Annotated in this window: 10 protein-coding genes; 9 read left to right on the forward strand and 1 reads right to left on the reverse strand. The window is 47.8% G+C overall.

Going from position 1 to position 15,095, the window contains the following annotated elements; all coding sequences use genetic code 11:
- Positions 1–203: 203 nt before the first annotated feature.
- The 9 genes from B5D42_RS02050 (at position 204) to kduI (ending at position 14,562) form a co-directional block, all read left to right on the forward strand.
- Positions 204–2,546 (forward strand): glycosyl hydrolase family 28 protein, encoded by a 2,343-nt coding sequence (locus tag B5D42_RS02050; protein ID WP_078829757.1) that lies wholly within the window; start codon positions 204–206, stop codon positions 2,544–2,546.
- A 5-nt stretch (positions 2,547–2,551) separates the two neighbouring features.
- The gene (locus tag B5D42_RS02055) at positions 2,552–4,471 is read left to right on the forward strand and encodes a glycoside hydrolase family 88 protein (RefSeq protein WP_078829758.1); all 1,920 of its coding nucleotides are present in this window, start codon (positions 2,552–2,554) and stop codon (positions 4,469–4,471) included.
- Positions 4,472–4,475: 4 nt separating this feature from the next.
- Positions 4,476–6,512 carry a pectate lyase gene (gene pelA / locus B5D42_RS02060; protein ID WP_139366944.1) on the forward strand — a complete coding sequence of 679 codons (2,037 nt, stop codon included), beginning with the start codon at positions 4,476–4,478 and terminating at the stop codon, positions 6,510–6,512.
- Between the two features lie 8 nt (positions 6,513–6,520).
- Positions 6,521–8,035 carry a tagaturonate reductase gene (locus B5D42_RS02065; RefSeq protein ID WP_078829977.1) on the forward strand — a complete coding sequence of 505 codons (1,515 nt, stop codon included), beginning with the start codon at positions 6,521–6,523 and terminating at the stop codon, positions 8,033–8,035.
- A gap of 2 nt (positions 8,036–8,037) precedes the next feature.
- Complete coding sequence (locus tag B5D42_RS02070; RefSeq protein ID WP_078829759.1) at positions 8,038–9,693, forward strand: UxaA family hydrolase; 1,656 nt, start codon at positions 8,038–8,040, stop codon at positions 9,691–9,693.
- 58 nt (positions 9,694–9,751) lie between these two features.
- Positions 9,752–11,173, forward strand: a complete 1,422-nt coding sequence (uxaC, locus tag B5D42_RS02075) for a glucuronate isomerase (RefSeq protein WP_078829760.1) — start codon at positions 9,752–9,754, stop codon at positions 11,171–11,173.
- Between the two features lie 56 nt (positions 11,174–11,229).
- Complete coding sequence (locus B5D42_RS02080; RefSeq protein WP_078829761.1) at positions 11,230–12,855, forward strand: NADP-dependent glyceraldehyde-3-phosphate dehydrogenase; 1,626 nt, start codon at positions 11,230–11,232, stop codon at positions 12,853–12,855.
- Positions 12,855–13,622 (forward strand): SDR family oxidoreductase, encoded by a 768-nt coding sequence (locus B5D42_RS02085; RefSeq protein WP_176112874.1) that lies wholly within the window; start codon positions 12,855–12,857, stop codon positions 13,620–13,622. The genes B5D42_RS02080 and B5D42_RS02085 overlap by 1 nt, the downstream gene beginning before the upstream one ends.
- A gap of 112 nt (positions 13,623–13,734) precedes the next feature.
- Positions 13,735–14,562, forward strand: a complete 828-nt coding sequence (gene kduI / locus B5D42_RS02090; protein WP_078829979.1) for a 5-dehydro-4-deoxy-D-glucuronate isomerase — start codon at positions 13,735–13,737, stop codon at positions 14,560–14,562.
- Positions 14,563–14,633: 71 nt separating this feature from the next.
- On the opposite strand, the gene B5D42_RS02095 is transcribed toward kduI, so the two are convergent.
- Positions 14,634–15,086: a NanQ anomerase/TabA/YiaL family protein gene (locus B5D42_RS02095; RefSeq protein ID WP_078829762.1), complete on the reverse strand. Its 453-nt coding sequence runs from the start codon at positions 15,084–15,086 to the stop codon at positions 14,634–14,636.
- Between the last annotated feature and the right edge of the window lie 9 nt (positions 15,087–15,095).

Here is a 15,095-nt window from a genome sequence, read left to right on the forward strand (position 1 = left end):
GGTAAGGAATAAAAGAAGATACTGCCGGTACAGCCATGCATCTGTATGTGTTGAGAGTGGAGCAAAAAATGGTGGTTCTTTAACAACTTCGGGTTTTTTATTTGGTATAATAGGCAATTGTTAGAAGTAAAAGCTATGCAGCTAAACCTGCATAGCTTTTTTATGCCACAAACATCTGATTGATCGTGATTAAAAAGTCTGGAATGAAAAACTGCCTGTATTTAGCGGCTCTGCTGATTGTGATGTCATTTTACGCACCTGAAAAAAAAGTCAGCTTTTTTATGGTGGGCGATTCCACCATGGCGGACAAGCCGCTTGCAGGTAATCCTGAACGCGGCTGGGGGCAGTTGTTCCCGGAATACCTCACTGCCAATGTGAACGTGCGTAATTGTGCCGTGAACGGAAGAAGTACCAAAAGTTTTATCAAAGAAGGCCGCTGGGATAGTGTGATGAAAAATGTCAGCAAGGGCGACTGGGTGTTCATCCAGTTCGGCCATAATGATGCAAAGAAAGAAGACAGCAACCGTTACGCAGCACCGCAAACAACCTATCGCCAGAACCTTGTAAAATTTGTAACGGAAGCACGCGCCAAGGGTGCCAACCCCGTACTCATAACGCCTGTTATGCGCCGTAAATTCGATGCGACGGGCAAGCCGGAGGATACACATGGCGAATATCCGGGCGTGGTAAGGGCTGTTGCAGCTGCTATGAATGTACCACTGATCGATCTGCACCAGAGCAGCACAAAGCTGCTCGCAGAACTGGGGCCTGAAACTTCTAAAAACCTGTTCCTGTGGATTGAGCCGCGTCATTATACTGCTGCCCCAGAAGGTAAAAAAGACGATACCCATTTTTCAGCCTATGGCGCAGCAAGGATTGCTGCATTGGTATGTAAGGAAATACTGGAAAAGAAAATGCCGCTTACTGCCTACCTGAAACCATCCGCTCATCCGGGCAGATATGAATTTGAGCTGCCGCAGGTCTACACCCCTCATTTCAGAAAAGATACCCTTCATATTACTGCATTTGGTGCTGTTAATGACGGGGTAACTTTAAACACTGTTGCCATCAATAAGGCAATTGCTGCAAGTAATGCCGCAGGAGGTGGTGTTGTAAATATCCCGCAGGGATTATGGCTCACCGGTCCGATTGTTATGAAAAGCAACGTGGAACTGCATACTGAAAAAGGTGCAGTGGTATTGTTTACAGACGATCGCAGTGCTTATCCGCTGGTGAAGTCTTCGTTTGAAGGTGTAAATGCCGCCCGCTGCCAGTCGCCGATCACAGCAGAAAACCTGGAGAACATTGCCATTACGGGTCCGGGTATTTTCCATGGTTCCGGTCATGTATGGCGCCCCGTGAAAAAAACAAAACTCACAGAAACAGAATGGAAGCGTCAGCTGACCTTCGGCGGTGTGCTGAGCGAGGATAAAAGTACCTGGTATCCTTCAGCTGGGGCGTTGAAAGCGTCACTGACAGGTAATATCGGCAAGCTGACGCCAGGTAAAGAACTGAAAGATTTTGAAGAGATCAGGGATTTCCTGCGTCCGAACATGCTGCGCATTACTGATTGTAAAAATGTATTGTTAGATGGGGTCACTTTTGAAAACTCGCCCGCCTGGACCATGCACGTCATGGTAAGCCGCGAGATCACCATCCGAAACGTAACGGTGAAGAACCCGTCCTACGGTCAAAATACAGATGCCCTCGACCTGGAATCCTGCGCCAATATCCTCGTAGACGGATGTTCGTTTGATACGGGTGATGACGGGATCTGCATCAAATCCGGGCGGGATGAAGAAGGTCGTAAAAGAGGCCTGCCGACAGAAAACCTGGTTGCCAGGAATACAACCGTATATCATGCACATGGCGGTTTTGTGATCGGCAGCGAAATGAGTGGCGGGGCACGTAATCTTTATGTGTCCAACTGTTCATTCATCGGTACGGATATCGGGCTTCGTTTCAAAACAGTAAGAGGTAGAGGCGGCGTTGTTGAGAATATTTATGCATCAGACATCATCATGCGTGATATTCCCGGCGAAGCAATTTCTTTCGATATGTACTATGCAGCGAAAGATCCTGTTCCGCAGGCCGGCGAAAAAAGAGAGCTACCTAAAATAGAGGTATTACCTGTAACAGAAGCAACACCTGTATTCAGGAATTTCTTCATTAATAATGTAGTATGCAATGGGGCTGAAAAAGGTGTGTTCATTCGCGGCATTCCTGAAATGAACGTGAGTTATGTACAGATGAGCAATATGGTGCTGAAGACCCGTAAAGCCATCGAGTGCACGGAAGCAACAGGAATCACTTTCAATAATGTGAAACTGGTACCAACGGAAACGGATCCTGTTGTATACCTGCAGAACAGTAAGGAAATAACATTCAACAAACTGTCGGCAGCGCCGGGTGCTGCACTGCTGTTCAGCGTGAATGGCGACAGGAGCGCTAAGATCAAAGTGAAAGGTTCTGATCTCTCAGGAGCAAAGCAGGTGTCGGCATTTAATTTCGGCGCGTTAAACCAGTCATTGGAAATCATTAAATAAACTCAATGAAACGTTTCTTCGGACTTCTAATCATAACAGTTGCATTTACTGCTACAAGTGCAGCAGCACAACCCTGGTCGGAAAAAATGACCGGAACGGTGATGCGTATCTGGGCAGACAGCATGGCCCTGAAACCGAATCAGCCTGCAGGCTGGGCTTACGATCAGGGCTTGATCCTGAACGGGATTGAAAAGGTCTGGAAGCGTACCGGCAATGGTAAATATTTTGCCTATATCCAGAAAAGCATGGATTTTTTCGTGAACAAGGATGGCAGTATCAGAACGTACAAACCGGCGGATTATAATATCGACAATATCAAATGCGGCGACAACCTGCTGCTGTTATATGAGGTGCTGGGTGATGAGAAATACCGCAAGGCGGCAGGACTCCTCCGCGAACAGCTGAAAGCGCAGCCGCGCACCAATGAAGGCGGTTTCTGGCACAAGAAAAGATATCCTTACCAGATGTGGCTCGACGGCCTGTATATGGGTGAACCTTTTTATGCACGTTATGCAACCCTGTTTAATGAACCAGCCGCTTTCGACGATATCGCAAACCAGTTCATCTGGATGGAAAATCACGCAAGAGACAAACGGACGGGGCTGCTGTACCATGGCTGGGATGAAAGCAAAGCGGAAAAATGGGCAGATAAAACAACCGGCCTTTCGCCTCATTTCTGGGGCCGTGCCATGGGCTGGTATGGAATGGCATTGGTAGATGTGCTGGATAATTTTCCGAAAGATCATCCGAAAAGATCAGCATTAATAGCCATACTCAAACGTTATCTCACAGCAGTAAAATCTGTACAGGATAAGAACAGCGGTGTATGGTGGCAGATCCTTGATAAACCCGGACAGAAAGGAAACTATCTCGAAGCTTCTGCATCGAGCATGTTCGTTTATACTTTTGCGAAAGCAGTTCGGATGGGTTATACAGATGCGGCAGATTATGCGGGAGCTAAAAAAGCATACGACGGCCTCATCAAAACATTCATCAGCACAGATGCAAACGGTCAGGTTAACCTAAACCAGGTATGCCAGGTGGCAGGATTGGGTGGAAATCCTTATCGCGACGGAAGCTATGAATACTATGTAAGCGAACCCATCGTAACCAACGACCCGAAAGGAATCGGCGCATTTATTCTTGCCGCATCAGAAATGGAAACACTGGCTGATATCCGTTCCGGCGCGGGTAATGGCAAGACGGTATTGCTAGATTATTACTTCAATAACGAACGCAGAAAAGACAAGGACGGAAACAATGTGCGCTTTCATTATACATGGGAAGATCAGTCCAACAGCGGCTTCTCTTTGTGGGGCAATATTTTCAGGAACAACGGCGCAGCAACACGGGCACTGGAAACAGCACCGACCGCAGCAGCCTTGAAACAGGCATCGGTATACATTATCGTAGACCCCGATATCCCTAAAGAAAATCCAACACCCAACTACATACAACCACAACATACCAGTGTGATCGCTGACTGGGTAAAAGAGGGCGGTGTGCTTATATTGATGGGGAATGATACCGGCAATGCAGAGTTCGATCATTTTAACCAGCTGGCAGGAACCTTCGGAATACAGTTCGATAAAAACAGTACCTACCATGTGACCGGCAAGCAGTTCGAAATGGGCCTGATCACTATCAATAAAAATAACAGCCTGTTCAGAACTGCAGAACGTGTTTACCTCAAAGAAGTAGCTACGCTAAGTCTTAAATCACCGGCGAGCCCGCTTGTAGTGGATAAGGATGGCCGCAATATCGTAGCTGTTGCAAAATATGGGAAAGGTTACGTGTTTGCAGTAGGCGACCCGTGGATTTATAACGAATATCTCGACGGAAGGCGCCTGCCTGCCAGCTTCCAGAATTTTGAAGCGGCAACAGATATAACCAAATGGGCATTGCAGCAGGCCCGTAAAAAATAAACAGATGCAATTGAAGGCAACATATATACTGGTCCGTTTATTCTTCCTGTTCATTGGAACTGGCAGTGTATTGTCTGCAACTGCAGGGAAAGAGATCATCGTAGACAGCAAGGGCAAGGGCGATTTTCTCACGATCCAGGCTGCTATCAACAGTCTGCCGGAAAAAGCAGAGGCCCAGCGTGTGATCCTGGTACGTAATGGCGTTTATACGGAAAAGATTTTTCTAGACAAGAACTTCATCACATTAAAAGGAGAGGACAAGCAAAAAACGATACTCACAATTTCCCAATCGAGGGATATCTGGCGCTGCGAACATCCGGATGACTGGGGTGTTGCTACCATCAACCTGCAGGGCAGCGATATCGTTCTTGAAAATCTTTCCGTGATCAACAGTTTCGGGTTCGATAATCCTGAAGGGCAGAAATACAAATGTGCTTCCGACAGTGCAGGAACGGAAAAGATCACCAGGAGAAGCAGTCACCAGATGGCATTGCGCAGTTTCAGTACAACAAGACTGAAAGTGATCAATTGCATTTTCCGTGCCTATGGTGGTGATACGGTAAGTCCCTGGAATACGGAAGATGGAATGTTCTATTTCAAAGACTGCCTCATGGAAGGCGGCGTTGATTTTTATTGTCCGCGCGGCTGGGCATGGGCTGAGAACTGCACATTTGTAGCCCATGGAAACGTAGCTGCTATCTGGCACGACGGATCCAAATACAAGGATTCCAAAACGGTTCTGAAAAATTGTGTATTTACAGGTGAAGATGGTTTCAAACTCGGACGTTACCACAGGGATGCGCAGTTCTATCTCATCAACTGCAGTTTCCCTGAGAATATGGCGGATACGCCTGTATACCTGAATCCATCCAACCCGCAGAATGTGATCCAGTGGGGCGAGCGGGTTTACTATTACAACAGTCACCGCAAAGGCGGCGATTATGCATGGCATAAGAATAACCTCGAAAAAGCAGAAGGTGCACCCAGGCCGGAATCGATCACCCCGCAATGGACATTTGCCGGTAAATGGGATCCGGTGGGTGAGACTGCAGCTATAGCTGCGTACCAACAAGCTACCGACCCCATGGCAGAGAACATGCTGGCATACCAGCGTGCAGTGGGTGGGTGGCCAAAAGCTGTAAATGAGATCAAGGTCGATTATACAAAACCACTTACGGAAGCCGAACGTCAAGCCATTAAAGCAGATTCGTTGCATGAAGATGCGACGATCGACAATAACGCAACAGCACGCGAGGTCCGTTACCTGGTAAAAGCATACAAGCAGACGCATAACAGTAAGTACCTCGCAGCTGCAGAAAAAGGAATCGGTTATTACCTGAAAGCACAATATGCCAATGGTGGCTGGCCTCAATACTATCCGGATGCCCGTCTCTACCGCAGTCAGATCACGTACAACGATAATGCGATGATCAATGTGCTGAATATCCTGGAAGATGTGCTCGAAGGAAAAAATGATCTGGAGGTGATCAGCAGTGCATACCATGAAATGGTGCGTAATGCGGTGAGAAAAGGTGTGTCATGCATCCTCGCAACTCAAATAAAGGTAAAAGGCAAACTGACGGCCTGGTGCGCACAATACAACGCACGTACGCTGGAACCGGAAATGGCACGGAAGTTTGAACTGGTATCATTAAGCGGTAATGAATCGGTGGGTATCGTGAGTTTCCTGATGCGGATGAAAGAACCTTCTGCAGCAATTGTGGAAGCGGTCAGATCTGCCGTTGACTGGTTCAATGCCGTACGGATTGACGGGTATAAGTACATCGACGTTGCGGATGCAACTATGCCAAAGGGAACGGACCGTGTACTGGTGCCTGAGCCCGGAAGCACAGTATGGGCCCGGTTTTATGAGATCGGGACGAACCGCCCTTTTTTCAGCGGTCGCGACAGTGAAAAAAAATATGACGTAAAGGAGATCGAGTATGAGCGGAGAACGGGTTATGCATGGTATGGAACCTGGCCCGAAAAACTGCTACAGAAAGAATACCCAGAATGGTTAAAAAGAAACAAACTTAAATAAAGGTGAACATGCAATTGTCGAGAACAACAGTAGCGCAGATCAGTAACAGTGGGGTGGAAAAGCCTGCAGATGCGCTGTTTCAATTACCGGAGAAAGTGTTACAGTTTGGGACAGGCGTTTTATTACGCGGCCTGCCCGACTATTTTATTGATAAGGCGAACAAACAGGGATTGTTCAACGGCAGGGTAGTAGTAGTGAAGTCTACAGCAACAGGCGGGACAGATGCATTCAAAAAACAGGATGGACTCTTCACGCTGCTGGAACGTGGGTTTGAAGCCGGCGAGCGCAAGGACAGGGCAGTTATCAATGCAGCGATCAGTCGTGTGTTGTCTGCACATGATGAATGGGAAATAATATTGAGCTGTGCCGCATCAGCAGAAATGCAGGTCATCATCTCCAATACAACAGAAGTGGGCATCACACTTGTGCCTGAAGATGCACGGGCCGAAAAGCCGGCTTCTTTTCCGGGTAAGCTGCTTGCATTCCTGAAAAAAAGGTACGAAGCATTCAATGGCTCCGCAGAAGCGGGCATGGTGATCATTCCGACAGAACTGATCGTTGACAACGGGAAAAAACTGAAAGCGATTGTGCTTGAGCTGGCTCGTTTACAGCAGGCGACCGATGCATTTATCAACTGGCTGAATGAAGCAAATGATTTTTGCAGTTCACTGGTAGACAGGATCGTTCCCGGTAAGCTCAACAGTGCTGATGCTAAGCTGGAACAGGAGAAACTGGGTTATGAAGATGAGTTGCTGATCATGTCTGAATGTTACCGGTTATGGGCGATAGAGACAGCATCGGAAAGAACAAAGGCGATCCTGTCTTTCAGCAAAGCCGATGCAGGTGTTGTTCTGGCGCCGGATATCAATAAATTCCGTGAACTGAAATTACGCCTGCTCAATGGTACACATACATTTGCCTGCGGACTTGCCTGTCTCGCCGGTTATGAAACCGTAAAGGAAGCCATGCAGGACGAAGATTTCAGGACGTACGTTTCAGAACTGATGTACCAGGAAATTGTACCGCTGGTTGCAGGTGAAACGATCACAACAGAAGAAGCCAATGAATTTGCAACATCAGTGATCGATCGTTTCCGGAACACGCATATCGAACATTTGTGGCTGAACATAACAGTGCAGTACAGTTCAAAAATGGCCATGCGTAATGTGCCGCTGCTGAAAAAATATTATGCACAATCCGGTTCCGTGCCAGAACGCATGGCTATAGGATTTGCTGCTTACCTGCGTTTCATGAGATCAAGGCTTACAGATAACAATTGTTATACAGGCAGTCATAAGGGTACGGATTACCAGATCCAGGATGATAAGGCAGGAATTCTTCACCAGGCATGGAGCACTACAGGAAACATACAGGAATATGTTGCCGCTGTGCTGAACGATGAAACACTCTGGGGTTGCAGGCTTTCAGAATTACCGGGTTTTGAAGCTGCCGTAACTGCCTGTTTCAGTCAGCTGGAAGAGAATGATGTTACAAGTGTGATCACTAAAAAAGCAGAAGTATAGTTATGAAAAATAAAGTGATACAGGTACACCCGGCAGACAATGTGCTGGTAGCCCTGCAGGATCTGCGCAGCGGTGAAACCATCGAATGGAAAGATAAAACTTACCTGTTACTGGAAGATATACCTGCCAAACATAAATTCACAACCGCAGAGATCGCGGCAGGTGGCGCCGTTACCATGTACGGAGTGCTGGTGGCGCTGGCAAAAGAAGATCTTCCTGTAGGAGTACGTATTGCAACGGAAAATGTAACACATGCATCCGGTGCTTATTCACTTCGGGAGAGACGCACAGCCTGGCATACACCGGAAGATGCAGCCCGGTGGAAGGAGCGGACCTTCATGGGTTATCACCGTGAAGACGGAAGCGTTGGTACGGCCAACTACTGGTTAGTGATACCATTGGTGTTTTGTGAAAACCGAAATGTGGAAGTGATCCGTGAAGCGCTGCAGGAAGAGCTGGGGTATGCGCGCCCTAAAAAATACCATCGCTTCGCACAGAAATTATCGGACATGTATAAATCGGGAAAAGGTGCGGAACAGATACTGGAAGAAGATTTTGAAGAAACGGCCGTCTCAGCAGGAACAACGCCGTTGTTTAAAAATATCGACGGCATCAAATTCCTTACCCATGATGGCGGATGTGGCGGTATCAGGCAGGATGCACAAACATTATGTGCGCTGCTGGCGGGTTATATCACCCACGCAAATGTTGCAGGCGCAACCATCCTGAGCCTGGGTTGTCAGAATGCGCAGGTAGCTATGCTGCAGGAAGAGATCCGGAAAAGATCACCTCAGTTCAGCAAACCACTTTATATTCTCGAACAACAAAAGATAGGTACTGAAACAAACCTGGTTGCATCTGCCATCAGGCAGACTTTTGCCGGTCTTGTAAAGGCGAACGAGCTGGAAAGAAAACCGGCGCCGATCAGTAAACTCTGCATCGGACTCGAATGTGGCGGCTCTGACGGATTTTCGGGGATCTCTGCAAACCCGGCAATCGGTTACACTTCTGATCTGCTGGTAGCGGCTGGCGGTTCGGTGATCTTATCCGAATTCCCGGAATTATGCGGCGTTGAACAGGAACTGAGCGATCGTTGCTCAACAGAAGAACAGGCGCGGAAGTTCATGCAACTCATGAAAACCTACAATGAAAAAGCGGAAGCTGCCGGCAGCGGTTTTTATATGAATCCTTCTCCCGGTAATATCAAAGATGGCCTGATCACCGACGCTATCAAATCGGCAGGTGCTGCAAAAAAAGGCGGTACTTCGCCCGTTACAGATGTGCTGGATTATCCGGAGAAAGTAACAAAGCCCGGACTGAATCTGCTTTGCACACCTGGTAACGATGTGGAATCAACCACTGCTGAAGTGGGGTCAGGAGCAACGGTAGTCCTGTTCACAACAGGATTGGGAACACCTACCGGCAACCCGATTGCGCCGGTGGTGAAATTGTCTACCAATACGGCTTTGTATAACCGTATGCCGGATATTATCGATATCAATACCGGAACGATCATTGAAGGTGAAGAAACAATAGAAGAAGCAGGAGAACGGATACTTGAGTATGTAATACAGGTGGCCAGCGGCGAAATTAAAGTCAGCGCCGTACGCAATGGCCAGGATGATTTTATCCCCTGGAAAAGGGGCGTAAGCCTGTGATTGAACAGACAAGCGCAGGCAGAGAAAATTAATAACAACAAAGCAATCAAACCTAAGCATGAAAAAATTTCTAGACGAGGACTTCCTGTTGCAAAGCAAAACAGCGCAGCGTTTGTACCACGATTATGCGAAGCAGATGCCGGTGATCGATTATCATTGCCATTTGCCGCAGCAACAGATCGCGGCAGACCTTCAGTTTGAAAACCTGACGCAGGTATGGTTGGCCGGCGATCATTATAAATGGCGCGCGATGCGCACCAATGGTGTAGAAGAAAAATTCTGTACCGGTAATGCCACAGACCGCGAAAAATTTGAGCAATGGGCCGCCACCGTACCCTATACTTTACGTAACCCGTTATATCACTGGACACATCTCGAACTCCAGCGTTACTTCGGTGTTACGGATATCCTGAACCCTGCGAGCGCCGGCAGGATCTACGATACCTGTACGGCGATGCTGCAAAGCAAAGAATATTCTGTCCGCAACCTGCTCCGTAAAATGAACGTAGCACTGGTATGTACAACAGATGATCCTGTTGATTCGCTGGAGTACCATCTTCAGCTGAAGAAAGAAGGATTTGAAATTCCTATCCTGCCTGCATTCAGGCCCGATAATGCCATGAATGTATCCGATGCCGGAAAATTCAATCAATACGTAAAACGCCTGGAGGCGGTTACGAATATTTCCATTTCATCTTTCGATGACTTCCTGTACGCTTTGCAGAGCCGTCACGATTTCTTCGCAGCCTGCGGATGCTCCGTATCCGATCACGGACTGGAAGAGATCTATGCAGAAGAATTTACCGGTTCGGAGATCGACAGTATCTTCAATAAGATTCATGCCGGTAAACAACTCGGGGAAATAGAACAGCGGAAATTCAAATCGGCAATGCTGGTGCATTTTGCGGAATGGGATTGGGAGAAAGGCTGGGTACAGCAATTTCACCTGGGCGCGCTGAGGAACAACAACAGCAGGATGATGCAGCAACTTGGTCCTGACACCGGTTGGGATTCCATCGGCGATTTTTCACAGGGAAGAGCACTGGCTGCATTCCTGAGCAAGCTCGATGGCGATAATAAGCTTACAAAAACCATTATTTATAACCTGAATCCTGCCGACAATGAACTGATGGCGACAATGATCGGTAACTTCAACGACGGGTCGGTTGCCGGCAAGGTACAGTTCGGGTCTGCCTGGTGGTTCCTCGATCAGAAAGACGGAATGATCAAGCAGATGAATGCCTTGTCTAATATGGGTCTGCTCAGTCGTTTTGTGGGTATGCTCACTGATTCAAGGAGTTTCCTGTCTTATCCCAGGCATGAATATTTCAGGCGTTTGCTCTGTAATCTTTTTGGTGATGAAATAGAGAACGGCGAATTGCCGAACGATATCGAATGGACCGGCAAGATCGTGCAGGATATCTGCTATCGCAATGCACAGCAGTATTTTGGCTGGAAATCGATCACGCCGGAAGGATAATAATGGTAAATTTGTATCCTTTGTTATTTATTTAAGTATCAACAGAACCCTATAGCATGCAATTCAGAGAACAGGTAAAAGAAATCTTCGTTACAGAAAACGAGATACCCGCAGACTACCAGGTAACAACCGAAATTCACCAGCGCGAATACCTCAGCGATGGTGAAATGAAAAAATGGGATGGGAATGTGCACGAAGTGTATTCTCCTATCTGTGTAAAAACTGCAGAAGGACTGAAAAGGAAACTGATCGGAACCTATCCCGTATGCACCGAGAAAGAAGCCTTCGAAGCGCTCGATGCTGCGGTGACCGCATATGATAACGGGCGCGGACAATGGCCAACCATGAGTGTGGCAAACCGTATCAAATGCGTGGAGAAATTCATCGCGAAGATGATGGATCAGAAAGATATCGTGGTGAAACTCATCATGTGGGAGATCGGTAAGTCCTATGCCGATTCAGTGAAAGAGTTCGACCGTACGGTTGAATATATCTACGCAACGATTGATGCGCTGAAAGATATCGACCGCGATTCCTCACGTTTCACCATTGAACAGGGAATTGTAGCACAGATCCGCCGTTCGCCGCTTGGTGTTGTATTGTGCATGGGACCTTTCAACTATCCGCTGAACGAAACCTTTACAACCCTGATCCCTGCGATCATCATGGGTAACACTTTGCTCTTTAAACCTCCGAAACACGGAACCCTGTTGCATTACCCGCTGCTGGAAGCATTCAGGGAATGTTTTCCGAAAGGAGTGGTAAATACAGTTTACGGACGTGGTAATACCATCATCCCTGGTCTGATGAAATCAGGCAAGATCAATGTGCTTACACTGATCGGTTCAAGCAAAGTAGCCAACGAGTTGAAAAAGCTCCACCCTAAAGTGAACAGGCTGCGTGCGATCCTGGGTCTCGATGCCAAGAATGCTGCCATCATTACACAGAAGGCAGATCTGAAGCTGGCAGTGCAGGAAACAGTGCTGGGAAGTCTTTCATTCAACGGCCAGCGCTGTACAGCACTGAAGATCGTGTTTGTACACAGGTCTGTAGCAGATGAGTTTATTGCACAACTGACCGCAGAAGTAGCTAAACTTAAATTCGGCATGCCATGGGAAAAAGGGGTGTCACTGACACCTTTACCTGAGCCAAACAAACCTGCCTATCTTAAAGAGTGTATCGAAGATGCGGAAGCACATGGCGCAAAAGTGGTAAATGAACATGGCGGTACAACAGTTGAATCTTTCGTTTATCCTGCAATCCTTTACCCGGTTAATAACAGAATGAAACTCTATCGCGAAGAGCAATTCGGACCATTGATCCCGGTTGTACCTTTCGATGACCTGGAAGAGCCGATCGGTTACCTGATCGAATCCACACACGGACAGCAGGTAAGTATCTTCAGCAATAACCAGGAAGAAGTAGCATCGCTCATTGATCCGCTGGTGAACCAGGTAAGCCGTGTGAATATCAACTGCCAGTGCCAGCGCGGACCAGACGTATTCCCGTTCACCGGCAGGAAAGACAGTGCAGAAGGAACATTGTCGGTAGTGGATGCACTGCGTTCATTCTCGATCCGTTCGCTCGTGGCAGCCAAGCTCACAGAAAGCAATAAACACCTGATCAACGAGATCGTGGGTAAACATGAATCCAATTTCTTAAGCACGAAGTATATATTCTGATGACAGGAACAATGTTTGATCTGGCTGGTAAAACAGCGCTGGTAACCGGTTGCAATAAAGGGATCGGGAAAGGCATGGCACTCGGCCTTGCGGAAGCCGGGGCCGATATCATTGGGGTATCTGCTTCTCTCGAACCTGAAGGCAGCGAGATTGAAAAAGAAGTGAAAGCGCTGGGCAGGAAGTTTACTGCTTACCAGGCCAACCTGTCTGACCGTGAAACGATATACGGATTCTTGCAGTCGCTTGAAGCAAACAACGGAACGCCTGATATCCTCGTGAACAACGCCGGAACCATTATGCGTAAACCGGCAGCGGAACACCCGGATGAATACTGGGATACCGTGATGGCCATCAACCTGGATGCACCCTTTATTCTTGCCCGTGAGATCGGGAAACGTATGCTGGAGAGGGGATCGGGAAAGATCATCTTCACCTGTTCATTGCTGAGTTTTCAGGGCGGGATCAACGTTCCCGGCTATGCAGCCAGCAAAGGAGCACTGAGCAGCCTGATCAAGGCATTGGCAAATGAATGGGCTTCCAAAGGGATCAATGTAAACGGCATTGCTCCGGGTTATATCGCAACGGATAACACCGAAGCGCTGCGCAACGATCCGGAACGCAGCAGTTCGATCCTTTCGCGAATCCCTGCAGCGCGCTGGGGTGAACCGGAGGATTTCAAAGGCCCGGCCGTATTCCTGGCGTCAGCCGCATCCGATTATGTAAACGGAACCATCCTCACTGTAGATGGCGGCTGGATGGGGCGCTGATGCGAACAAGATAGCTTAATGAATTAATGATAGCTGATAACAAAAACTGGTACCGGGTGCATTAATTTTGTACCCGGTATCTTTTATACAGAAACAAGGAAAACAGATCAATATGGAAATCAGATTTCAGAATAGTCCCAAAGAGGTAAAAGGCATGAGTACGCAGGAACTGCGCGGGAATTTCCTGGTACAGGAACTCATGCAGCAGGATGCGGTAAAACTTGTTTATTCTCATTACGACAGGGTGATCACCGGTGGTGTTGCTCCCAAAGCAGGTGCCAGTATTGCATTGCCAAATGAAGCAGAACTCCGCGCCGATTATTTCCTGGAAAGAAGAGAGCTGGGCATCATCAATGTTGGCGGTACAGGTACGGTAACTGCGGACGGAACAACATATACACTCAACAAACTGGATTGTCTTTATCTCGGTAAAGGCACACGTGAAGTGGCCTTCAGCAGCAACGACGGCTCTGCACGTTTTTTCCTTTTATCAGCACCGGCGCATCATACTTATCCCAACAGCCTTATGACCAAGGAACAGGCTTCTCCTGTTGCACTTGGCTCAGCGGCAACATCCAACCAGCGGACTATCTACAAATACATTCACCAGGAAGGTATACAAAGCTGTCAGCTTGTAATGGGACTTACCGTACTGGAGCAGGGAAGCGTGTGGAATTCCGTTCCGCCCCACACACATACCCGCAGGATGGAAGTGTATTTTTATTTCGATGTTCCGGAAGAGCAGCGCGTATTCCATTTCATGGGCGAACCCCAGGAGACACGCCACCTGGTAATGAATAACCATGAAGCTGTGATCTCGGCACCATGGTCTGTTCACTTTGGTTCAGGCACTTCCAATTACGCGTTCATCTGGGCAATGGCCGGAGAGAATTATACATTCACTGATATGGACCCCGCACCGATCGCTACATTGCTTTAAAGCATGTTCATCATAAACAAAAAACCGCAGCGCTTATACAGGCTGCGGTTTTTTATTGCAGTAAGCCGGAATCAGATCTTAACCTTGATCACCAGCTTTTTGATATTGTCGTTGCCGATCATCGGTGCATGTACATCTTCAGGATAAAAGATCCCGAACTGTCCCGCGCCGAGTGCGAAATACATATCAGGAGTGTCGTTGTAAAATACCACATCTTTTTCCTCGTTGTATTCTCCGCGTTGCTGGGTACAGGTTTCACGGGGCTTCCAGCCAATGGTTTCATGACCGCTGATGCAAACCTGTATATCGATATGTTTGTTATGACACTCGAATTTTGCAATGGACTCTTCGGTGGTCATACCGGTTTTGTAAGATACGCTGCCTTTGAGGTTGTCGCCGTCTATCTCAAACTTTCCTGTTTCCAGGCTTGCGAGATCCGTTGTACGGATGTACTCGAATGCTTTGGCAAAAAGCGGGTGCAGTGCAGCATATTTCTGTGCGTTGGCAAGTGAATCGATTACCATCTTGTTTTG

The organism is Sediminibacterium ginsengisoli (assembly GCF_900167075.1).
Lineage (GTDB): Bacteria > Bacteroidota > Bacteroidia > Chitinophagales > Chitinophagaceae > Sediminibacterium > Sediminibacterium ginsengisoli.